18 protein-coding genes are annotated in these 21,129 nt (G+C 72.6%); 10 read left to right on the forward strand and 8 right to left on the reverse strand.

The features are described from left to right. The first annotated feature begins 5 nt into the window (after positions 1-5). Complete coding sequence (locus AC0VY3_RS00640) at positions 6-1,322, forward strand: sensor histidine kinase (RefSeq protein ID WP_374935457.1); 1,317 nt, start codon at positions 6-8, stop codon at positions 1,320-1,322. Here the strand turns inward: AC0VY3_RS00640 and AC0VY3_RS00645 are convergent. Continuing rightward, a complete protein-coding gene (locus tag AC0VY3_RS00645; RefSeq protein WP_475548658.1) occupies positions 1,256-2,812 on the reverse strand; it encodes a VWA domain-containing protein in 1,557 nt (518 codons plus the stop codon). The two genes, AC0VY3_RS00640 and AC0VY3_RS00645, sit on opposite strands and share 67 nt — an antisense overlap. Positions 2,813-3,105: 293 nt before the next feature. Here AC0VY3_RS00645 and AC0VY3_RS00650 point away from each other — a divergent pair, with 293 nt between their 5' ends. Both AC0VY3_RS00650 and AC0VY3_RS00655 read left to right on the forward strand, forming a co-directional pair. Then, a complete protein-coding gene (locus AC0VY3_RS00650) occupies positions 3,106-5,175 on the forward strand; it encodes a PhoX family protein (RefSeq protein WP_103507848.1) in 2,070 nt (689 codons plus the stop codon). 127 nt (positions 5,176-5,302) lie between these two features. Beyond that, positions 5,303-5,704 (forward strand): RNA-binding S4 domain-containing protein, encoded by a 402-nt coding sequence (locus tag AC0VY3_RS00655; RefSeq protein WP_103507849.1) that lies wholly within the window; start codon positions 5,303-5,305, stop codon positions 5,702-5,704. Between the two features lie 93 nt (positions 5,705-5,797). Here the strand turns inward: AC0VY3_RS00655 and AC0VY3_RS00660 are convergent, their stop codons facing one another. Then, entirely contained in the window at positions 5,798-6,043 is a 246-nt protein-coding gene (locus AC0VY3_RS00660) for a DUF2630 family protein (RefSeq protein ID WP_103507850.1), read from the reverse strand. 75 nt (positions 6,044-6,118) lie between these two features. Further along, complete coding sequence (locus AC0VY3_RS00665) at positions 6,119-7,012, reverse strand: hypothetical protein (protein ID WP_103507851.1); 894 nt, start codon at positions 7,010-7,012, stop codon at positions 6,119-6,121. 131 nt (positions 7,013-7,143) lie between these two features. Here AC0VY3_RS00665 and AC0VY3_RS00670 point away from each other — a divergent pair, with 131 nt between their 5' ends. The 5 genes from AC0VY3_RS00670 (at position 7,144) to AC0VY3_RS00690 (ending at position 11,475) form a co-directional block, all read left to right on the forward strand. Beyond that, positions 7,144-7,551, forward strand: a complete 408-nt coding sequence (locus AC0VY3_RS00670; protein WP_103507852.1) for a hypothetical protein — start codon at positions 7,144-7,146, stop codon at positions 7,549-7,551. Between the two features lie 134 nt (positions 7,552-7,685). Next, entirely contained in the window at positions 7,686-8,255 is a 570-nt protein-coding gene (locus tag AC0VY3_RS00675) for an NADPH-dependent FMN reductase (protein ID WP_103507853.1), read from the forward strand. Positions 8,256-8,312: 57 nt separating this feature from the next. Continuing rightward, entirely contained in the window at positions 8,313-9,284 is a 972-nt protein-coding gene (locus AC0VY3_RS00680) for an ATP-binding cassette domain-containing protein (RefSeq protein WP_103507854.1), read from the forward strand. Further along, positions 9,281-10,138, forward strand: a complete 858-nt coding sequence (locus AC0VY3_RS00685) for an ABC transporter permease (RefSeq protein ID WP_103507855.1) — start codon at positions 9,281-9,283, stop codon at positions 10,136-10,138. Before AC0VY3_RS00680 ends, AC0VY3_RS00685 begins: the two co-directional genes overlap by 4 nt. Before the next feature lie 104 nt (positions 10,139-10,242). Next, on the forward strand, positions 10,243-11,475 hold the full coding sequence (locus tag AC0VY3_RS00690; protein WP_475548659.1) for a MerR family DNA-binding transcriptional regulator: 1,233 nt from the start codon (positions 10,243-10,245) through the stop codon (positions 11,473-11,475). Between the two features lie 27 nt (positions 11,476-11,502). On the opposite strand, the gene AC0VY3_RS00695 is transcribed toward AC0VY3_RS00690, so the two are convergent. The 4 genes from AC0VY3_RS00695 to AC0VY3_RS00710 form a co-directional block, all read right to left on the reverse strand. Next, the gene (locus AC0VY3_RS00695) at positions 11,503-14,991 is read right to left on the reverse strand and encodes an ATP-binding protein (RefSeq protein WP_475548660.1); all 3,489 of its coding nucleotides are present in this window, start codon (positions 14,989-14,991) and stop codon (positions 11,503-11,505) included. Positions 14,992-15,082: 91 nt separating this feature from the next. Further along, entirely contained in the window at positions 15,083-15,505 is a 423-nt protein-coding gene (locus AC0VY3_RS00700; protein ID WP_242743187.1) for a universal stress protein, read from the reverse strand. Positions 15,506-15,625: 120 nt separating this feature from the next. Continuing rightward, on the reverse strand, positions 15,626-16,285 hold the full coding sequence (locus AC0VY3_RS00705) for an FMN reductase (RefSeq protein ID WP_103513312.1): 660 nt from the start codon (positions 16,283-16,285) through the stop codon (positions 15,626-15,628). A gap of 5 nt (positions 16,286-16,290) precedes the next feature. Continuing rightward, positions 16,291-17,382: an LLM class flavin-dependent oxidoreductase gene (locus AC0VY3_RS00710; RefSeq protein WP_103513311.1), complete on the reverse strand. Its 1,092-nt coding sequence runs from the start codon at positions 17,380-17,382 to the stop codon at positions 16,291-16,293. A 153-nt stretch (positions 17,383-17,535) separates the two neighbouring features. Here AC0VY3_RS00710 and AC0VY3_RS00715 point away from each other — a divergent pair, with 153 nt between their 5' ends. Continuing rightward, positions 17,536-17,676 (forward strand): DUF6126 family protein, encoded by a 141-nt coding sequence (locus tag AC0VY3_RS00715; protein ID WP_475548661.1) that lies wholly within the window; start codon positions 17,536-17,538, stop codon positions 17,674-17,676. Between the two features lie 261 nt (positions 17,677-17,937). Continuing rightward, the gene (gene trpS / locus AC0VY3_RS00720) at positions 17,938-19,053 is read left to right on the forward strand and encodes a tryptophan--tRNA ligase (RefSeq protein WP_475548662.1); all 1,116 of its coding nucleotides are present in this window, start codon (positions 17,938-17,940) and stop codon (positions 19,051-19,053) included. Positions 19,054-19,112: 59 nt separating this feature from the next. Here the strand turns inward: trpS and AC0VY3_RS00725 are convergent, their stop codons facing one another. Beyond that, positions 19,113-21,116, reverse strand: a complete 2,004-nt coding sequence (locus AC0VY3_RS00725) for an NAD-binding protein (RefSeq protein ID WP_103513309.1) — start codon at positions 21,114-21,116, stop codon at positions 19,113-19,115. Between the last annotated feature and the right edge of the window lie 13 nt (positions 21,117-21,129).

Raw genomic sequence — 21,129 nt, forward strand, 5'->3', positions numbered from 1 at the left:
AGCGGATGGTCCTGCGGCGGCTGGTGGACGCCTCGAAGCTGCCGCACACGACGATCCGGACCCGTATCGCCCTCGTGTACGGCGGTGTCTTCCTGGTGCTCGGCACCGCGCTGCTGGCCACCGTCAACCTGGCCTCCCGCGCCGGTACGGAGACCGATGCGCGGGCCATCGCCTCCTCGGCGGCCGTCGGCCCGCCCGGATACGTCATCGGCCCGCCCCGATACGTCGTCGCACCGCCCGGCCATAGGGTGAACGGCCCCGTCATCAGCCGTAGCCCCGTGGAATCGCCCACCGTCTACGAGATCACCGACCATGTCAGCGACGCGGCGGGCAAGCAGCTCATGAACTGGTCGTTCGCCGCGCTGCTCGTGATGACGGCGGGCGCGGTCGGGGTGGGCTGGTGGATAGCGGGCCGGGTGCTGCAGCCGGTCCACGCGATGACCGCGAAGGCCCGCAGGCTCAGCGAACGGACCCTGCACGAGCGGATCGCGTCCAGCGGCCCCGACGACGAGCTGAAGGAGCTGGGCGAGACCCTGGACGCGCTGCTGGCCCGTCTGGAGAAGGCATTCGACAGCCAGCGGAGGTTCATCGCGAACGCCTCCCACGAGCTGCGGACCCCGCTGGCCACCCAGCGCGCCGCGATCCAGGTCGGCCTGGACGACCCGTCCCCCGAGGACCTCGTCCGCACCCGGCAGACCCTGCTGGACACCAACCGGCGCAGCGAGCGGCTCATCGAGGGGCTGCTCGTGCTGGCCCGCAGCGAACGGGGTCTGGCCACGGACGAGCGCGAGTCGGTCCGCCTCGACCACGTGGTCAGGGAGGAGACGGCCCGGCATCCGGCGGTACGGGGCACGATCGGCGGCCCGGAGGTCCGGAGGACGGACGGCGGGCCGGCGGTGAAGGTGACGGCGGCCGCGTGTTCCGTGCGCGGCAACCGGCTGCTGCTCGCCCAGCTGGTGGCGAACCTGCTGGCCAACGCGGTCACGTACAACGTGCCGGGCGGCTCGGTGGAGGTCTCGCTGAGCGGTCAGGGGGCCCTGCTGGTGCGCAATACCGGCCCGGTGGTCTCCGAGGCCGATATCGCGGGGTTCTTCGAACCGTTCCGGCGGGGCGAGGGCCGGGACCGGATGGGGCCGGGGTCGGGCCTCGGTCTGTCGATCGTGCGGTCGATCACGATGGCCCACGGCGGAACGGTCACGGCGAGACCGGGCCCCGAGGGCGGCGGTCTCGCCGTGACCGTACGGCTTCCGGTCGATCAGGCCTCGGAGCCGGCCGCGCGCGCGGCGGTCCAGGCCGGCAGCCCGGCGAGGATCTCCCGGTAGAGCTCGGCGTCCGCGATCTCGCGGGGCGCCGGGCCGGCGTGGAAGAAGCCGGTGTTCGGGGCGTCGAGCTTCCGCAGGAAGTCGAAGCCCTTCGCGTCCTGCTCGCCGAAGGCGACGAACTGGAAGAACAGCGGCAGCCGCGCCGCCTCCGTGAGGGCCTGCCGGGCTGCCTGCTTGGCGTCCGGCGGGCCGTCCGTCTGGAAGATCACGAGAGCCGGACCGGTGGCCTCCGACTTCTCGTAGTGCGCGACGATCTCCTCGACCGCGCGGTGGTAGTGCGTCCGGCCCAGCCGGCCGAGGCCCGCGTGCAGCTCGTCGACGCGGCCCTCGTGGCCGGAGAGCTCGATGGACCCGGTGCCGTCGATGTCGGTCGAGAAGAACACGACCGGCACGGTGGCGTCCTCGTCCAGGTGCGCGGCGAGCGCGAGCGTCCGGTCGCCCAGGTGCTGGGCGCTGCCGTCCTTGTAGAACGGCCGCATCGAACCGGAGCGGTCGAGCACCAGGTAGACGCGGGCACGGAGCCCGGTCAGCCCGTGCCCCTTGAGCGCCGCCTGCGCCGCCTTGTACGGGGCGACTAGCTGCGGAGCCTGCGACTTGACCCGCGCGAGGGTGGTGGCGGGCTTGCCGGGGGCGATGGCGGCGGCCGGTTCGGTGGAGGCCTCGGGGGCTTCTTCGGCCGCGGCCGGCTCCGGGGTGGTGGGGGCCGCGGGGGTCTCTTCCGTGACCGCCGGTGCCGCTGAGGCTTCGGGGGCCTTGGGAGCCTCGGCGGTCGCGGAGGCGCCGGAGGGCTCAGGGGTCTCAGAGGTGGCCTGAGGCGCCTCGGGAGCGGTTTCAGGTGTGGCCTCGGGAGCCGTCTCCGCAACCTCAGCCACCGCCAGTGCGGCCTCCGCTGCCGGCTCCGGCTCCGGTTTGGCCTCCGGCCCCGGGGTCTCGTCGAGATCGAGGTCGATCGTGATCGGCTCCGGAGCCGATACGGGCTCCTCGGCCTCGACCGGCTCCACGACGGCAACGGGCTCTTCGGCGGCCACGGGCTTCTCGGCGGCCACCGGCTCTTCGGCGGCCACCGGCTCCGGCTCCGCGGGCTGCTCCGCCTTCGGGGTCTCCTCCGCGGTCTCCTCCGGGGCCGACGCCTGCGCGGGGACGGTCGGCGACGGCTTGGCGGTGGCGGCCGCCTTGTCGAAGGCCTCCGCCACCATGTCGGTGGCCTTCGAACCGTCACGCTCCGTGGAGTCGCCGGAGCCGGTGGAGCCGGCGGCGGCGGACGCGGACGCCGTGGACGGTGCGCCGGCGGAGGACGGGGTGGCGGACGCGGGCGAGGCGGGCGCCGGGATCGACGCCTTCTTCTCCGCGGCGGGCTCGGCCGCCGAAGTGGTCTCCGGCTCCGTCTCCTTGGGCTGAGTGCGCTCGGCCTGGGGCGGGACGGTGGCCGTGGTCGGCTCGTCCTGCTCCGTGCGGCCGAACACCTTACGCAGCAAGCTCCGAATGCCCATGAGCGAGGCCTTTCGCATGAGTTGGGTGCGGGGAATGTCCGACCTGGGTGAATTCATCCCTGGCCAGGACGGATACGTAAGGTTAGCGGCCGGATCCGGCCGTTCGCCGGTGCGGCCCACCGCTGCGTCAACCGAGCCGAAACCGTTCCCTGACCGAGTCCCCGACGGTGTCCACCGCCGACCCCCAAGGGCACAGCGGTGGCCCGGACTTCACTCGCCGTTCACCGGGAGTCCCTCGGATCGCGTGGAGGCGCACCTACCGTCACGCACGACACCAGACGGAGGGAATCCACGTGCGCAATCTGCTGCCGTTCATCAGTTCGCATCCCGGTGGGCGTTCCGCGCTGACCTGCCGCTTCCGCTGCGGCGACGCCTGCTTCAAGGAGACGCCCAACACCAGCGACAACGAGTACGCCGGCGACATCATCGCCGGAGCCGTGTCGCGCCGCTCGATGATGCGCGCCGCCGCCGTGGTCACCGTCGCCTCCGCCGCCGGGGCCGCCGCCCTGACCGGCCCGAGCGCCCCGCAGGCCGAGGCCGCCGCGCTCGCCGGACACGGGAACAAACCGGGTCACCCCCATAAACCGGCCCCGTCCGGGGCGCGTGGCCTGCGGTTCTCGCCGGTCGCCCCCAACAAGGACGACAAGGTCACGATCCCCGACGGGTACGCCCAGAACGTGGTGATCCGCTGGGGCGAGCCGATCCTGCGCGGCGCGCCCGCCTTCAACCCGGACAAGCAGACGGCGAAGGCGCAGGCGGGCCAGTTCGGCTACAACAACGACTTCCTCTCCCTGCTCCCGCTGCGCGGTGAGCGCGGGCGGCAGGTGATGGTCGCGAACCATGAGTACACGGACGAGATCCTCATGTTCCGCGGCTACGATCCGGCCAACCCGACCCGCGAACAGGTGGAGATCGCCTGGGCGGCGCACGGACTCTCCGTGGTCGTCGTCCAGGAGGAGCACCGCACCGGAAAGCTGGGCCCGGTCAACCGGCACCCGCTGAACCGCCGCCTGACCGCGACGAGCGAGTTCCGGTTGACGGGCCCCGCGGCGGGCAGCCCGCTGCTGCGGACGTCCGCCGACCGCACGGGCCGCAAGGTGCTCGGCACCCTCAACAACTGTGCGGGCGGCACCACTCCGTGGGGCACCACGCTGCACGGCGAGGAGAACTTCAACCAGTACTTCGCCAACGGCAACACCGACATGCACAAGCGGTACGGGATCGGCACGGGCGCCACCGAGCGCAAGTGGGAGCGGTTCGACCGGCGGTTCGACCTGGCGAAGGAGCCCAACGAGGCCAACCGCTTCGGCTGGGTCGTCGAACTCGACCCGTACGACCCGGACTCCACCCCGCGCAAGCGGACCGCGCTGGGCCGGTTCAAGCACGAGGCGGCAGAGCCCCGGCTCACCTCCGACGGCCGCCCGGTCGTCTACATGGGCGACGACGAGAAGTTCGACTACCTCTACAAGTTCGTCTCCAGCAGGCGGATGAAGAAGGGAAACTCGCGGGCCGCCCGCGAGTACAACCTGACGCTGCTGGACGAGGGCACGCTGTACGTCGCCAAGTTGACGGGCGACTCGCCGGTCACCGAGATCGACGGCACCGGAAAGCTGCCCAACGACGGTGAGTTCGACGGCAGCGGCGTCTGGATCCCGCTGGCCACCGGCACCACCTCCCACGTGCCGGGCATGACCGCCGACGAGGTGTACGTCTACACCCGGCGCGCCGGGGACAAGGTCGGCGCGACCAAGATGGACCGCCCCGAGGACGTCGAGCCCTCGCCGCGCACCGGCCGGGTCTATGTGGCGCTCACCAACAACTCGGACCGCGGCAAGGAGGGCAAGGCCGCGGCGGACGAGGCGAACCCGCGCAACGGCAACAAGCACGGGCAGATCCTGGAGCTCGCGGAGAACTGGGACGACCCGGCGGGCGACGGCTTCGCCTGGCGGCTGTTCCTCGTGGCGGGCGACCCGGACGACCCGTCGACGTACTTCGCCGGCTTCCCCAAGGAGAACGTCAGCCCCATCTCCTGCCCGGACAACGTGGCGTTCGATGCCCACGGCAACCTGTGGATCTCCACGGACGGGAACAAGCTCGACTCGCACGACGGCCTGTTCGGCGTGGCGACCCACGGTGACCGGCGCGGCGAACTGAAGCAGTTCCTCACCGTCCCGGCCGGGGCCGAGACCTGTGGCCCGGTCATCCAGGACCGCCGTGTCCTGGTCGCGGTCCAGCACCCGGGCGAGATCGACGGGGCCTCCGTGGAGAAGCCGGCGAGCGTCTGGCCCGACGGACCGGGCAGGATCGTCCGTCCCTCGGTCGTCGCCGTCTGGCGCAAGGACGGGCGCGACATCGGCGTGTGAGGCCCGGCAGGACCAGGACGCAGTCGGCGGGCGGGAGGGTCCTCGTGCCTCCCGCCCGCCCTTGCCTTCCGTCCGCCGCCCGGAATTGCTTCCCGTCCGCCGCCCGGTCCGCATTACAGTCGGACCCATGGTTTCCGGTGACGCGCCGCAGGCGGAGGGAAGCGTCCGGGTCGACGTGTGGATCTGGTCGGTCCGGCTGACGAAGACCCGTGCCCAGGCGGCCGCCGCCTGCCGGGCAGGACATGTGAAGGTCGGCGGCGAGCGGGCCAAGCCCGCACAGGCCGTGCGCGTCGGCGACGAGGTGCGGCTCCGGCACGCGGGGCGGGACCGGGTGGTCGTCGTCTCGAAGATCGTGAAGAAGCGGGTCGGCCCGCCGGTGGCCGTGGAGTGCTTCGTCGACAACAGCCCGCCCCCGCCGCCCCGCGAGATCGCGATCCAGGTTCCGGTACGGGACCGGGGCGCGGGCCGTCCGACCAAGCGCGACCGCCGGGAGATGGAACGTCTTCAGGGGCGCCCGCCGGAGAGCTGACGCGCGCCGTCCGGTGTTTCACGTGAAACACCGGACGGCGGTCACCACCAGCACGCTTCGGGCCGTGGATCCGCCGTCACGGTCAGTTCTGGTTCAGCTCTGGTAGCCCTCCACCTCGGCGGCGGGGCGGACCTTCGCCGTCGAGGGGTCCTCGCCGTACTCGCTGAGCGCCCGCCGTCGGCGCAGCAGGTCCCAGCACTGGTCGAGCTGGACCTCCACCGCCTGCAGCCGGGCCTTCTCGTCCGTGGACAGGCCCATCTTCGCCACGGAGCGGTCGCGAAGGTCGCGCTCCTCGGAGACCAGCTCGTCGATGTTCTCGAAGATGTCTCGGTCGGCCATGACGCCTCTTTCGGGTCGCAGTGGCGGTCGTCGCCCGGTGACGGCCACGGATCCCACTCTCACCCGGTCACCGCCTCATCGCACGTCGGCCGAGGACGTCCTGTTCCGCAGGAGCACCCGCGCCGAGACCGCCCCCACCAGCAGCGCCGCGCCGACCGCCAGCACCACCCACGCCGTGGTCCGCAGCGAGTCGGTCAGGGCGTCGAAGACCGCGGCGGCCGCGTCCCGGTCGCTGCCCGGCACCTCGTCCAGCACCCGGCTGCGGCCGACCGCGACCAGCACCCGGAGCAGGACCGCGCCGAGCACGAACCCGGCACCCACGATCGCGGTGGTCCACAGCCCGGCCCGCAGCCCACGCCGTACGGTCGCGATGCCCACCACCAGGACGAGCAGGACCAGCGTCGCGACCGCCGGCCAGATGCTGCAGGAGCGAAGCCACCGGAACGAGTCCCTGAGGTCGTCGGCCTGACCGGGGCCGAGCACGGTGATTTCCGTCCGCTCGACCGGGATCCGATCCGCGAACGGCACCCCGTCACGGACCAGGTCCTGTTTGACCTGCTCGATCACCGGGGCCAGGTCGATCGTCACGGCCTCTCCGCTGTTGCCATCCAGGGCGGCCTCCACCGCCTGGTGCGCGACCCGGTTCGCGGTGTCCCAGGCCTGCTGGAAGGCCTCGGTGGTGGTGAAGGACCGTACGGACTCGTGCAGGAACTCCCGGACCGTGTCCTGGAGCGGGCCGAGATCGATCTGCCGCATCGCTTCCTCGGTGACCAGGTTCGCGACGGTGGTCCGCACCGCCGGGGCCGAGGCGAGCGGGGAGACGGCGGCGACGTACCGGTCGGTGTCGTCGATCTCCAGGTCGACCCAGGCGGAGAGCGCGCCGAACGGCACGAGGACGGCGAGCAGGAGGAGCAGGAGCGCCGAGAAGGCCGCCGAGATCGACGAGGTCGCCGAGGGAGAGGTCCGCACCCCTCCAGGGAATCCCGTACGGAGCCGGGCCGCTCCGGGCCGTACGCCATTCGAGTTGCCGGGTCGCGCGGGCGGGTGTGCTCTGGAGGAACGGGGGCGTGCGACGGGGGCGACGGAAGGAGCTGTCCGCGATGGCCACACACGCAGCCATGCCCGGCCGAAGGGGCGCCCGCGCGCATGCGCGAACCCGCCACCACACCCGGCTCGCCTGGGCCCTGCCTCTGGTGCTCGGCGTGATCTACGGCTTCTACGCGGCGTTCATCCGCCGCGACGGCGGCCCCAGCACCGGCGGGCAGGTCCTGCTCGGGTTCGTCTCCGGTATCGCCCTGGCGGCCCTCTGCTTCGCGCTGGGCCGGATCCAGCAGTCCCTGCCGCGCGAGCTGCGGGCGGCCGCGTACGGCGCGCTGACCGCGTGTGCGATCGGCTTCCTGGTGAGCCTCACCGACACCAGCGTGCTGCGGTCGACCGGGCTGGGCCTGGCGGTCGGGGCGGGTGTCCTCGTCGTCTCGTTCTACCTCTTCTACACGCGGGAGACCTGAGGCCCGTCCGGCGTCCGGGCTCCCCGTGACCGCGTGCGCGGCCGCCAGATTCGATCTGGCGGCCGCGCCTTGGTGTCTGGCGCCCAAGAGGTGAGGGAGCGAAGCGCCCCGGGACGCGGGAGGAGGAGCGGGCGATGACGACGGACGGTGTTCCGCTGCGGGTCGCGGTGATCATCGGCAGTACCCGCGAGGGCCGCATCGGCGATGCGGTCGGCCGCTGGTTCATGGAGCGGGCCCGGGGCCGGAGCGAGCTGGACCTCGCCGTGCTGGATCTCGCCGATTTCGACTTCCCCGTGCACTACCCGGGGCGGGCGACCGAGCAGATGACGGAGTTCACCGAGGAGATCGCCAGGGCCGAGGCCTATGTCGTGGTCACCCCGGAGTACAACCGCTCGTTCCCCGCCTCGCTGAAGCAGGCCATCGACTTCGCGTACGAGGAGTGGCAGGCCAAGCCGGTCGCCTTCGTGAGCTACGGACACGGTTCCGCCGGGCTGTACGCCGTGGAGCAGCTGCGCTCGGTCTTCACCGAGCTGCACACGGTGACCCTGAGGAACGGGGTCGCGCTCGACTTCCTCCAGCAGCCGCTGGAGGGCCACCCCGGCGACACCGGCCGGGACCGGTCCGTGGGCCTGATGCTCGACCAGCTCGGCTGGTGGGGCTGGGCCCTGCGCGAGGCGCGCGCCGTCCGCCCGTACGTCTCGTGAGCTGCCGGGCCCGCCGCAGCTCGCAGACTTCCACCGACGACCCACAAGGAATGGATCATGAGCACTGAACTGGCCATCGAGACCACGGGGCTGGTGAAGGTCTTCGGCGACAACCGCGCGGTGGACGGCATCGACCTCGCCGTCCCCACCGGCACCGTCTACGGCGTCCTCGGACCCAACGGCGCCGGCAAGACCACCGCCGTCCGCATGCTCGCGACCCTGCTGCGCCCCGACGGAGGCACGGCCCGGGTGTTCGGCAAGGACGTCGTGAAGGACGCCGACGCGGTCCGCAGCCGGGTCAGCCTGACCGGGCAGTACGCCTCGGTGGACGAGGACCTGACCGGCTCGGAGAACCTCGTCCTGCTCGGCCGGCTGCTCGGGCACTCCAAGCCGGCGGCCCGCGACCGGGCGGCCCAGCTGCTCGAAGGGTTCGGGCTGAGCGAAGCGGCGGGCAGGCAGGTGAAGAACTACTCGGGAGGCATGCGGCGGCGCATCGACATCGCCGCGTCCATCCTGAACACCCCGGACGTGCTGTTCCTGGACGAGCCGACCACCGGACTCGACCCCCGCAGCCGCAACCAGGTGTGGGACATCGTGCGGGCGATCGTCGCCCTCGGCACCACGGTGCTGCTGACCACCCAGTATCTGGACGAGGCCGACCAGCTGGCCTCCCGTATCGCGGTGATCGACCACGGCAAGGTCATCGCCGAGGGGACCAAGGGCGAGCTCAAGGCGTCCGTCGGCGCCGGCACCGTCCATCTGCGGCTGCGGGACGCCGGCCAGCGGGCCGAGGCCCAGCGAGTGCTGGCGCTCGCACTGAACGCGGAGGTCCAGCTGGACGCGGACCCGGTGGCGCTGACCGCCCGGGTCGACGGACAGCGGACCGAGCAGGGCGCGGCGGAACAGGCCGGGCGCGCCCTGGCCGAGCTGGCCGGTTCCGGCATCACGGTCGACAACTTCTCGCTGGGACAGCCCAGCCTCGACGAGGTCTTCCTCGCACTCACGGACAAGAAGGGAGTGGCGGCATGAGCACCGCGACCGCCAAGACGGAGCTGGAAGGCGTCGAGCTCGCCGCGCCGGACCGGGAACGCCTCTCGGCGCTCCTGGTGGGCCACGAGCGCCCGCCGAGGCCCAGCGCGCTGTCGGCATCGGTGACCTTCGGCTGGCGCGCCATGCTGAAGATCAAGCACGTGCCGGATCAGCTCTTCGATGTGACGGCTTTCCCGATCATGCTGGTCCTGATGTACACGTACCTCTTCGGAGGGGCGCTGGCCGGCTCCACCGAGGAGTACATCCAGTTCCTGCTGCCCGGCATCATGGTGATGAGCGTCGTGATGATCACGATGTACACGGGTGTCGCGGTGAACACGGACATCGCCAAGGGCGTCTTCGACCGGTTCCGCACGCTGCCGATCTGGCGGCCCGCCCCGATGGTCGGCTATCTGCTCGGCGACGTCCTGCGCTATCTGCTGGCGTCGGCGGTGATGCTCACCATCGGCATGATCATCGGGTTCCGGCCGGAGGGCGGTGTGCTCGGTGTGCTGGCGGGCATCGCTCTGCTGGTGGTGTTCTCGTTCGGGTTCTCCTGGATCTGGACCATGTTCGGTCTGCTGCTGCGCTCCGAGAAGTCGGTGATGGGCGTCAGCATGATGGTGATCTTCCCGCTGACCTTCCTCAGCAATGTCTTCGTCGACCCGAAGACGATGCCGGGCTGGCTCCAGGCCTTCGTGAACAACAGCCCGGTCACCCACCTCGCCACGGCGGTGCGTGAGCTGATGGCGGGCAACTGGCCGGCCGCCGACATCGTCTGGTCGCTGAGCTGGGCCGGGGTGCTCATGACGGTCTTCGGCGTGGTGACGATGCGGCTCTACAACCGGAAGTGACCGACGGCGGACCCACTCGCGCAGGCATCCTTGACGTTCCCCGCGGGGGAAGCCCCAGCATCGGTGGGGCCGGGCGGGAAGCGCCCGGTACGAGGAGGTACGGGGTGGAAGGCGAAGGCCGCGCGGTGGGCGCCGCGAGCGGGGGGCTGGTGACGATCGGGGAGTTCGCCCGGCTGTCCCGGCTCTCCGCCAAGGCGCTCCGGCGCTACGACGAGCTGGGCCTGCTCCGGCCGGCCCTGGTCGACCCGGTGAACGGCTACCGGTACTACGACCCGGCGCAGGCGGAGGAGGCCCGGCTCGTGGCGTGGCTGCGCAGGATCGGCATGCCGCTGAGCCGGATCGGCCCGGTCGTGGCGCTCGACGCGGGCGCCGCGGCGGTGGAGATCCGGGCCTACTGGGCACGGGTGGAGGCCGAGACGGCGGCCCGGCGCGATCTGGCGATGTACCTCGTCGACCATCTGTCAGCGGAAGGCAGGGCCATGGCGCGGATACCGGGCACCACGGGGAACACGGGAAGCACAGGCAGCACGGGGAACACCGGCAGTACGGGGAGCACACGCAGTGCGGGGGCGGGGGCCCTCGCGATCCGCTGCGCCGCGCTGACCGATACCGGGGCGGTGCGTACGGCGAACCAGGACGCGGCGTTCGCCGGGCCCCGGCTGCTGGCGGTCGCCGACGGTTTCGGGGAGGGCGGGGCCGAGGCGAGTGCGGCGGCGATCGAGGCGCTCAAGCCCTCCGCGTGGGGCTCCGGGGGCGGTGCTCCCTCCGCCGCGGATCTGCTGAACGCCCTGGAGGACACGGCGGATTCCGCTTCGCGGGCGGTCCGGGAGGCGGTCGCGTCCTGTGCGGCCCCGGACGGTTCGGGGACCACGCTCACCGCGATGCTGTGGACCGGGTCGCGGCTCGGGCTCGTCCACATCGGGGACTCGCGGGCGTATCTGCTGCGGGGCGGTGAGCTGTTCCGGATCACGCACGACCACAGCCTGGTCCAGTCGATGATCGACGACGGTTCGCTGAGCCAGGAGGAGGCCGCTTCCCATCCGCAGCGCGCACTGCTGCTGAAGGCCCTGGCCGGCGAGGCGCGGTCCGCCCAGGTCGCGGTGGCGTCCCGTCCCGATGTCCGCCTGCAGGAGGTGCTGGCCGGGGACCGCTATCTGCTCTGCTCGGACGGCTTGTCGGCGGTGGTGGACGAGGCGGGCCTGAGGGCGGCGGTCGTCGCGGCGGACGACCCGGAAGAGGCCGTACGCCGGTTGGTCGGCCTGGCCCGCGAGGCGGGCGGGCCCGACAACGTGGCGTGTGCCGTCGCCGACGTCGTCGTCGAGGAACAGGAGGAGTAGCCGGATCGGGAGAAGGGGCGGCTCGGGTCAGAGGCGCCAGTCGGGGGAGTGTTCAGGGCGGTAGGCGCAGGTGGTCCCGGTCGTCACGGAGGCCTTCAGATGGGCCGCCAGCGCGGGGTGCAGGGTCTCCAGCTTGCGCAGGGTGTCGCGGATCCGGGCAGTGACCGTCTTGCGGGCCCGCTCGGTCTGGTCGCCCAGCCGCCGGGTCCGGCCGCCGAGCCCCGCCGCGGTGCGGAGCTCGTCGAGAAGGGCCTGCCGCTCCCGGTCGTACGTCTCGACCTGCCGGGTGTCGTCCCGGGCGGCGGCTCGGTCTATCTCGGCGTCCAGCCGGGCCAGGCGTTCCTTGTAGCGGCGCTTGGCCTCCTCGTCGAGCACCGGGTCGCCGCCGAGCTGTCCGGCGGCGACGACGAGCTCCCCGCCCTCGGGCGCGAGGAGCTGGACCGCCGGGACGTCGGCGCCGGGCAGCCCCAGCAGACTGTGCAGGTCCCGCAGCCCCTTGGCGTCCGGGACGTGCACGGTCACCCCGTCCCACCGCAGCTGCCACACGGGCCCGTTCCGCCGGAACTCGGCGGGGCCGGGAGCGGCGGTGGCGCCGGTCCCGGCGGTGGCGGAAGTGGCGGCGGAGGCGGCGACGGTGCGAGGAGCGGTGGGCGGGGCCGTGCGGAGGGCCGAGGCCTCGGCCTCCAGGTGACGCAGGCCCAACTCGCCCGCCTCCCGCGCCACTTCACCGAGCAGCCGCCGAGCCCGCCCCGCGTCACCGCCACCCGCCGCCGCCCCGCCACCTTCCGCACCGCCACTCCTGCCACCGGCGGAATCCGCACCGGCGCGGGCGAGCAGGGCGCGGGCCAGGCCGAGCCGGGCGCGTACGGCCCAGGGGCGGGCGCCGAGGCGGTCCGAGGAGGCGGCGGCCTCGGTGAGCGCCGCCACTGCCGCGTCCTGGTCGTCGCGCGCGGCGGCGAGCATCCCGAGCCAGAGGTCGACGGGGCCGCCGATGTCGCACCCGTACAGCGAGACGATCCACTGGCCCGTGTACGGGGTCAGCTCGTCCTCCGCGCGGGCGATGAGGCGCCGGTCGCCCGTCACCGCGGCCGTCTGGGCCAGCAGCCGGAGCCACAGCGGCATGAACGCCCGCGGATAGGGGCCGTCGCGGTCCGTCTGCTCGGCGATCAGACGCAGCGCGGGCGTCGCGTCGCCCTGCTCCACCGCCGTGACCGACTCCAGCAGCCCGGGGTAGGGGTACCCGGCGGCCGGAAGCCTGCCGAGGACCTCCTCGGCCTCGGCGAAGTGCCCCTGAAGCAGATGCAGCGCCCAGCGCAGGTGGTGCCCCATGAAGCCGAAGGCCGCGTGGTCGTTGTTCTCCGGGTCGAGTGCGTCGTCCCGCAATGCGGTGGTCGCCTCGGCGAACCGGCCCTGCAGGGAGGCGATCAGGCTGGTGTCGACGGCGATGCCCAGGGCGAATCGGGGCAGCTCGCTCTGTTCGGCGAGCCGGACGAACGTACGGAACTGGTCGACGAAGGCCGGGTCGCCCAGCTCCAGCAGCGCCACCCAGCGCATCGACGTCGCGTGCAGCTCCATGTCCTGGTGCCGGGTGCGCCGGCCGATGACGGTCATCTCGTCGGTCAGCTCGATCCGCTCCACCGCCGAGCCGAGGCCCCACACGGAGTCGTGGCGCGCCCAGAGCGAGAAGGCGAGCGCCTCGTCGTCCGAGCCGCTGCGGGCCAGCGCCATGATGTGGATGGCCAGCTCCTGGGCGAGCCGGTCGTCGGAGAGGTGCTCCTGGCCCTCCTTGCCGGTGAGTTCGCGGTGCGCCCCGACGAGGAGGTCCTTCGTGGAGGCGTCGTGGCCGCCGCCCATGGAGCCGTCGCGGTACAGGGTGATCGCCACCCGGGCCAGCAGCTCCGGGTCGTCCAGCTCCCGGGTGCGGGCGACCGCCCCGTCCAGCAGCCGCTGCGCCTCGGCGCTCTCCCCCGCGTGCCGGAGCTGCTCCGCGAGGTCGAGACCGATCAGCGCGGCCCGTCGGAGATCGGGAACCTCGCCGGAGGCCACCGCGAGGGCGCGTCGGTAGTGGCCGACGGCCTCCTCGTCGGCCAGGCGTCCCGAGGCGTCCCGGGCTGCCGCCAGCAGCAGGTCGATCCGGCGGTCGCGCTCCAGCGCCCCGCCCGCGAGGTGGGCGTGCCGGGCCAGCTCGCCGGGCCCCACGGCGTCACCGATGCCGCCGTGCGCGTCCAGGGCCCGTACGGCGGCGGCATGGGCCTCGCGGGCCTCGGCGTCGTCCAGCGAGGCGTACAGCGTCTCGCGCAGCAGGTCGTGGGCGAAGGCGTACTGACCGGACGGGCGGGGAACGACGACCCGGGCGACGACTGCCGACTCCAGCAGCCGCTCCACATGGGGGACCGGCGAACCGTGCACCACGGCCAGGACCTGCCGGCGGAACTCCCGGCCGAGCAGGGCGGCGCTGGTCAGCAGGGCGACGACCGGCTCGGGCAGCAGGGCGAGCCGCTGCCGGACCGCTTCCCGTACACCGGGCGGAATGGTGGAGACCGGGGCCCCGCTGTGCCAGAGCCGGGCGGTCTGCTCGACGAAGAAGGGGTTGCCGCCGGTGCGCCGGTGGACCTCGTCGACCAGCTGCGGTGCGGGCTCACGGCCCGTCGTCACCGTCATCAGCGCGCCCACCTCGTCCCGGCCGAGGCCGGTCAGCGTGAGCGTCGCGGCGGCGCGCGAGACCAGTGGCAGGATCAGCTGCTGGAGCGGGTGCCCGGGGGCCTCCACCTCGACGTCCCGGTAGGTGCCGATCAGCAGCAGCCGCTCGAACCAGGCGTGCTGGGCGGCGAATTCGAGCAGCCGCAGCGAGGCCGGGTCGGAGCTGTGCAGATCGTCCAGGACGACCACCAGCGGCCGGCTCTGGGAGACCGTGACGAGGGCCGTGGTCACCGCGTCGAAGAGCCCGAAGGCCTCGGGCCCCTCCGCCGGACCGCCGCCCGGAGAGCCGACGTTCGAAGAGTCGGCCCCCGGCGGACCGCCGCCCGGAGAGCCGTGCCCGGGCGAACCGCCGCCCGGTGGGCTCGTGCCCGTCGCCGTGCCGGGGTCGCCGCCCTGGGCCGCACCGGCGCCCGGGCCCCCGGCCGCCGCTCCCGGGACCGACAGTGTGCTGGGCCCCGGGCCGTCCGAGCCGCCCGTGGCGAACCTGACCGGATCGCCGAGGAGCACGGCGAGCCGGCCGTCGGACGCCTCCTGGGCCGCCGCCCATTCCGCCGCCGTGGCGGACCGGCGCATACCGCGCAGAACCTGTACCCAGGGCCAGTAGCCCGGAGTGTTGTCGGAGTCCCAGCAGGAACCGCCGACCACCAGCGCCCCGCGCCGCCGCGCCTCGTGCGCGGCGTCGGTGACAAGAGTGCTCTTGCCGATCCCGGCCTCGCCGGTGACCAGCACGAGACCGCCGTGGCTGTCCGTGGCCCGGGCGATCTCCGAGCGGAGTACGCCGACGGGGTGGTCGCGCCCGAAGAGAGCAGGGGTCATGACCACACGATAGGAGCAGCCACTGACAACGTCCCCTCGTTTCTCCGCGGGCCGCTTCCCGGGGCCGCACGCGAAACAGCCTCCGCGACCGTCAGTCGCGGACCACCGTCACCGGGCACGGCGCGTGCTGGGTGACGTGGAGGCTGACCGAGCCCAGCAGGGTGGCCTTGAAGCCGGTGTGGCCGCGGGCCCCGACGACGAGCAGATCGGCGCCCCGGGCACGGTCCAGCAGGGCCTGGGCGGGATTGCCGATGACCACGATCTTGCTGACCGCGGCGGCTCCCTCGGCGCCGAGGGCCTCCTCCAGCGCCTCGGTGAGGGAGACGGTGGCGAGGGCCTGCGGGTCGAAGTCCTCCGGCATGCCCGGCATCATCGACGCCCAGCTGGTGGCGGGGTACTCCCAGCTGTTCACGGCCTCCACCGTGGCGCCGGTCAGCTCGGCCTGGCGCACGGCCCAGTGCAGTGCCTTGATCGAGGATTCGGAGCCGTCGACGCCCACAACGATCCTGCCCATATCTGCCTCCAGCTCGGTCGCGCTCGGTCGCGCTCGGTACAGCGCCCTGTCTCACTGTAATCAAGTAGGGCAATCGGGGCGGGTCGATGTGACCCGCCCCGTGGGCTCGTTCCCCCGGTCTCAGTCCAGCCGCAGGTCCGCGAGCTGCTGCTCGAAGGGGACGACCGCGTCCTCCCCGTCGTCCAGACCCAGGGTCCGCGAGGCCCCGGAGACCGTACGGCCCAGGACCGCGGAGGCCAGCTCGCCGCCAGCGCGCCGGATCCGGGACGGCAGGCCCTCGGTGTACTCGTCGCCCGAGGAGCCCCAGTCCTCCGACGCCGCGTAGACGGAGGTGGGCACGGTGACGGCCCGCAGATAGGCGAAGAGCGGGCGCAGCGCGTGCTCCAGGACCAGCGAGTGCCGGGCGGTGCCGCCCGTCGCGGCGATCACGACGGGCTTGCCGGTCAGCGCGGTGTGGTCGATCAGGTCGAAGAACGACTTGAACAGTCCGCTGTACGAGGCGGTGAAGACGGGCGTCACGGCGATCAGCCCGTCGGCCTCCGTCACCGCGTCGATCGCCCCACGCAGTCCGGCCGACGGGAATCCGCTGACCAGGTGGTTCGCGATGTCCACGGCGAGATCGCGCAGCTCGATGACGCGGACCTCCACGTCTCTGTCCTGTTCGGCCGTGAGGCGCTCACGGGTGGCGGCGGCCAGCCGGTCGGCCAGCAGCCGGGTGGAGGACGGCTGGCTGAGCCCGGCCGATACGGCGACGATGCGCAGCGGGGTGGTGGCGAACATCGGGGTCAGCTCTCCTTTCCGGAGGCCCGGGCGGCGGCGACCGCCGGGTGGACGGGCGCGGACTCCGGCACACCGGCCGGCCGCAGGTTGGCGAACTCCTTGCGCAGGACGGGCACGACCTCCTCGCCGAGGATGTCGAGCTGCTCCAGGACCGTCTTCAGCGGGAGCCCCGCGTGGTCCATCAGGAACAGCTGGCGCTGGTAGTCGCCGACCGCGTCCCGGAACGTCAGGGTCCGCTCGATGACCTCCTGCGGGGAGCCCACCGTCAGCGGGGTCTCGCGGGTGAAGTCCTCCAGGGACGGGCCGTGGCCGTAGACCGGCGCGTTGTCGAAGTACGGGCGGAACTCCCGTACCGCGTCCTGCGAGTTCTTCCGCATGAACACCTGGCCGCCGAGCCCGACGATGGCCTGTTCGGCGGTGCCGTGCCCGTAGTGGGCGTAGCGGCGCCGGTAGAGGCCGACCATCTTCTCCGTGTGCTCCATGGGCCAGAAGATGTTGTTGTGGAAGAAGCCGTCGCCGTAGTACGCGGCCTGCTCGGCGATCTCCGGCGAGCGGATGGAGCCGTGCCAGACGAACGGCGGGACGCCGTCCAGCGGGCGCGGGGTGGCGGTGAAGGACTGGAGCGGCGTACGGAACTTGCCCTCCCAGTCGACGACGTCCTCGCGCCACAGCTTGTGCAGCAGGGCGTAGTTCTCAATGGCCATCGGGATGCCCTGGCGGATGTCCTTGCCGAACCACGGATAGACCGGTCCCGTGTTGCCCCGGCCCATCATCAGGTCGACGCGGCCGTCCGCGAGGTGCTGGAGGGTGGCGTAGTCCTCGGCGATCTTCACCGGGTCGTTGGTGGTGATCAGCGTGGTGGAAGTGGACAGGATCAGGTTCTCGGTGCGGGCGGCGATGTAGCCGAGGGTCGTCGTCGGGGAGGACGGGACGAACGGCGGGTTGTGGTGCTCGCCGGTCGCGAAGACGTCCAGACCGACCTCCTCGGCCTTCTGTGCGATGGCCAGGGTCGCCTTGATCCGCTCGTTCTCGGTGGGGGTCCGGCCGGTGGTCGGGTCGGTCGTGACGTCTCCGACGGTGAAGATCCCGAACTGCATGGCGTCCGCCTTCCTGAGTCCCGGCCGGGGATCCGGGGATCCGGAGGTCCTGACCGATTTGGTTGAACGTTGAACTACACTCTACAACGGGACCCCTCTCCGTCCTATTCCGCGCGGCCGGGCGCCCTCCCCGGGCGGGCGTACTCTGGAGCGGTGAGCGAGCTGAGGAGCAGCAGCGAGGAGTGGAAAGCGCGCGGAGTGTTCCTGCGCGTCTTCGTCTATGTCTTTGCGACGCACCTCTTCGCCGGATTCATCTGGCTCCTCTTCTCCGTGGGCGGGCACGCGCCGAAGTAGACCCCAGCAGGATGAAGCCCCCGCGGGAAGCGGACCCCTTTATAGTGAAGCCATGACCTCCGTCCCGTGCCGAAACTGGTGGCGCTCCTCGTAGGAGCGGCCACAGCATCCGCACGGAACCAGGGCCGTTCGACATGGACGGCCCTTTTCGCTGCCCTCGTACGGCACCTCGTACGGCGCGGAAACGGAGACGAAGCGCAGCGGCGCTCACCGGCGGGGCCGTCCTCCACGCACCATCCACGCGAGGAGAGACCCGATCCCATGACCAGCACCACACCGGCACACGCATCCACCACCACCGGCGCAAAGCCCACCGCCACAGCGCCCACCGCCGTCACCGCCACCACGCCCGCCCCGGCCGCCTCCGCCGAGCTGGAGCGCCGCATCGCCCAGGACCCCGGCAGCTTCCGGGTCCTCACCGGGGACCGCCCCACCGGCGCCCTTCACCTCGGCCACTACTTCGGATCCCTGCTCAACCGGGTCCGCCTCCAGGAACTCGGCGTGGACGTCATCGTCCTCATCCCCGACTACCAGGTCATCACCGACCGGGACACCGCGGAGCGGCTGGGGGAGTACACCGACGGACTGCTCCTGGACTATCTGGCCCTCGGTCTCGACCCCGCCCGGTCCACGGTCTTCTGCCACAGCGCCGTCCCCGCGCTCAACCAGCTCATGCTGCCCTTCCTCAGCCTGGTCTCCGTCGCGGAGCTGAACCGGAACCCCACGGTCAAGGACGAGATCGCGCACTCCCGGCAGTCCACGGTCAGCGGGCTGATGCTCACCTACCCGGTCCACCAGGCCGCCGACATCCTGTCCTGCAAGGGCAACCTGGTTCCGGTCGGCCGGGACCAGGCGCCCCACCTGGAAGTCACCCGGACGATCGCCCGCCGCTTCAACGAGCGGTACGGCGATGTCTTCCCGGAACCGGAGACCCTGCTCTCCGCCGCGCCCCTGCTGCTCGGCACGGACGGCACGAAGATGAGCAAGAGCCGGGCCAACTCCGTCCCGCTCGGCGCCACCGCCGACGAGACGGCCCGCCTCATCAAGGGCGCGACCACGGACGCCGACCGGCACATCACCTACGACCCCGACACCCGCCCCAACGTCTCCTCGCTGGTGCTGCTGGCCGCCCTCTGCCTGGAGCGGGACCCGCGCGAGGTCGCGGCGGAGATCGGCGACGGCGGAGCCGCCGCTCTCAAGAGGACGGTGACCGACGCGGTCAACGGCCACCTGGCCGCCTTCCGGGCCCGGCGGGCGGAGTACGCGAAGGACCTGCCGTACGTGCGGTCGGTGCTCCGGGCGGGCAACGAGCGGGCGAACGCGCTGGCGGAGGCCACGCTGGACGAGGTGCGGGAGGCGATGGGCGCGTTCCGGTAGCCCGGGCCCGCCGCCGAGACGCCCCGGCGGTCGGCGGCCACCGGGGCGTCTCGGCAGCCCTACCGTCCCGGCACCACCGACCGCTGCCGTCGCAGCAGCTCCGCGAGGCCGCGGCGGGTGGCGGCGATCACCACCCGGTCCTGGGCGCGAAGGACGTAGCCGGGGTGCAGGTCCCAGACCAGGCCGGAGGGCGGCGGCGTCGCGTCGCCCTCCGGGTCGAACGGCAGGGGGGCGGCGAGGTCGGGGGTGCGGTCGCCGGGCGGGGTGGCGTCGATGGCCAGGACCCGCCAGGCGCCCGCCCGGAACGCCTGCTCGACCGTGCGGCCCTCCAACTGCGGGTGCCCCGCCACCTCCAGGGCCGCGAACAGCATGACCTTGCGCTCGACCGGGACCGCGCCGAGGATCTGGCGGCCCATCATGGCGCCCGCGAAGGCCGGGGCGGCCAGATGGGAGACCGAGCGGGAGCGGGTCAGGGCCCCGGGGTGCGCGGTGCGCAGGGTGCGGTAGACGGCGGTGGCGAACTCGTCGTCGTACAGCCGCAGCGCCACCCTCAGGTCCGGCTTCACCGAGCGCGCGTACAGCGCCGCTTCCAGGTTCGTGGTGTCGATGCTGGTGAGGGCGAGGAGGGCGCGGGCGCGGCGGATCTTGGCCGCTTCGAGGACGCCTTCCTGGGTGACGTCGCCGATGACGGTCGGCACGTGCATCGAGCGGGCCAGCGGAATGCCCCGCGCCTCGGGGTCCTCCTCGACGACGACCACGGGGATGTCGAGCTCGCGGAGCCGTACGAGGACGCGCGTACCGATCTTGCCGAGCCCCAGCAGCACCACGTGCCCCGACAGACCGCGCGGCGGCCGGCGCAGCGAGGAGGCGGTGCGCAGGGTGCCGAACGCCTCCAGGACGGCGGCGAGCAGCAGCGGGAGCAGGAGCAGCCCGGCGATGCCGGAGAGGAGCTGGATGATCTGCCGGGCCGGTGGGGCGCCCTCCGCCGGGTCGTTCATGCCCAGCAGGTCGAGCAGGGTCAGATAGGTGGAGTGGATCGCCGTGTCCTCGGTGGTCAGGAGCGAGGCGATCACCAGGGCGAGCGCGGCGACCGCGACGCCGAGGGCCGACCAGCGCAGCCTGCGGGAGAAGACCTGGGAGAGCGGGGCGCCCCGGCCGCCCATGCGGGTGGCCGGACGGTCCGGGTCGGCCCGGCTGACCGCTTCGAGGACCACCGTGCCCCGGCCGGTCGCGGCGGCGATGGCGCTCTCGTCGGGCAGCAGTTGCGGGGCCTCGTCGCCGCTGCTGTCCGAACCCTCCGCGCCCGCCGGGTCGTTGGTGGTGGAGGAGAGCAGGGCGAGGGTGCACAGGCCGGGGTCGGCCCGCTCGCCGGAGCGGGGCGGGGGACGCTCGGCGGCGCGCAGGAGCAGCCCCTCGGCCTGGATGATCTTGCTGCTGCCGGTCAGCGCGGTGGCGGCGAGGGCCGGGGCGGCGGTGTCGGCGTCGGACAGGACGGTGGTGGAGGCGTCCAGCAGCGCCGGGTCGATGCCGGGCATGGCGACGGCCGCCGCCTGGTCGAGCAGCTCCTCCAGATGCTGCCCGAGCTTGCGGTTGTAGAGCCGGATCACCAGCCGCAGACGGGGGTTGAGGCGGCGGGCGGTCAGGGCGGCGCGGATGTTGCGCTCGTCGTCGTCGTAGACGAGCGCGAGGGCGGCGGCCCGGTCGACGCCCGCCTCCTCCAGTACGTCGTCGGAGGGCTCGGGGGCCTCCATGATGCGGACGGCCTCGACTCCGGCGTTGGTGTCACCGCTGCCGCCGGTGTTCCCGCCGCCGTTGCCCGCGCGGTTCATCGCCGCCGACATCCGGCCGAACAGGGCGGCTGCCCGACCCCGTTGGGTCAGCGGCGTCTCCGGGCTGTTCGCGTACCGGCCCGGCGGCAGGAGCAGCGTGACCCGCTCCCCGTAGACGAAGCGCAGCTCCACGGCGAGCCGGCGCGCCAGGGCGTCGTCACCGCAGACGATCATGTGGCCGGTGGACGGCGGCCGTCCCGGCTGCTGAGGAAGTGGAGGCACGAAACCCAGCATGCCGTGATCCCTC

The sequence above is a fragment of the Streptomyces sp. iso_384 genome, from assembly GCF_056172905.1.

Bases quoted from the DNA above. Each gene is read 5' to 3' on its own strand.
- AC0VY3_RS00660 (WP_103507850.1), bottom strand. From the start codon at position 6,043: ATGGCCGACCGAGACATCTTCGAGAACATCGACGAGCTGGTCTCCGAG.
- AC0VY3_RS00695 (WP_475548660.1), bottom strand. From the start codon at position 14,991: ATGACCCCTGCTCTCTTCGGGCGCGACCACCCCGTCGGCGTACTCCGC.
- AC0VY3_RS00645 (WP_475548658.1), bottom strand. From the start codon at position 2,812: ATGGGCATTCGGAGCTTGCTGCGTAAGGTGTTCGGCCGCACGGAGCAG.
- trpS (WP_475548662.1), top strand. From the start codon at position 17,938: ATGACCAGCACCACACCGGCACACGCATCCACCACCACCGGCGCAAAG.
- AC0VY3_RS00640 (WP_374935457.1), top strand. From the start codon at position 6: ATGGTCCTGCGGCGGCTGGTGGACGCCTCGAAGCTGCCGCACACGACG.
- AC0VY3_RS00725 (WP_103513309.1), bottom strand. From the start codon at position 21,116: ATGCTGGGTTTCGTGCCTCCACTTCCTCAGCAGCCGGGACGGCCGCCG.
- AC0VY3_RS00675 (WP_103507853.1), top strand. From the start codon at position 7,686: ATGACGACGGACGGTGTTCCGCTGCGGGTCGCGGTGATCATCGGCAGT.
- AC0VY3_RS00700 (WP_242743187.1), bottom strand. From the start codon at position 15,505: ATGGGCAGGATCGTTGTGGGCGTCGACGGCTCCGAATCCTCGATCAAG.
- AC0VY3_RS00685 (WP_103507855.1), top strand. From the start codon at position 9,281: ATGAGCACCGCGACCGCCAAGACGGAGCTGGAAGGCGTCGAGCTCGCC.
- AC0VY3_RS00705 (WP_103513312.1), bottom strand. From the start codon at position 16,285: ATGTTCGCCACCACCCCGCTGCGCATCGTCGCCGTATCGGCCGGGCTC.
- AC0VY3_RS00670 (WP_103507852.1), top strand. From the start codon at position 7,144: ATGGCCACACACGCAGCCATGCCCGGCCGAAGGGGCGCCCGCGCGCAT.
- AC0VY3_RS00680 (WP_103507854.1), top strand. From the start codon at position 8,313: ATGAGCACTGAACTGGCCATCGAGACCACGGGGCTGGTGAAGGTCTTC.
- AC0VY3_RS00655 (WP_103507849.1), top strand. From the start codon at position 5,303: ATGGTTTCCGGTGACGCGCCGCAGGCGGAGGGAAGCGTCCGGGTCGAC.
- AC0VY3_RS00710 (WP_103513311.1), bottom strand. From the start codon at position 17,382: ATGCAGTTCGGGATCTTCACCGTCGGAGACGTCACGACCGACCCGACC.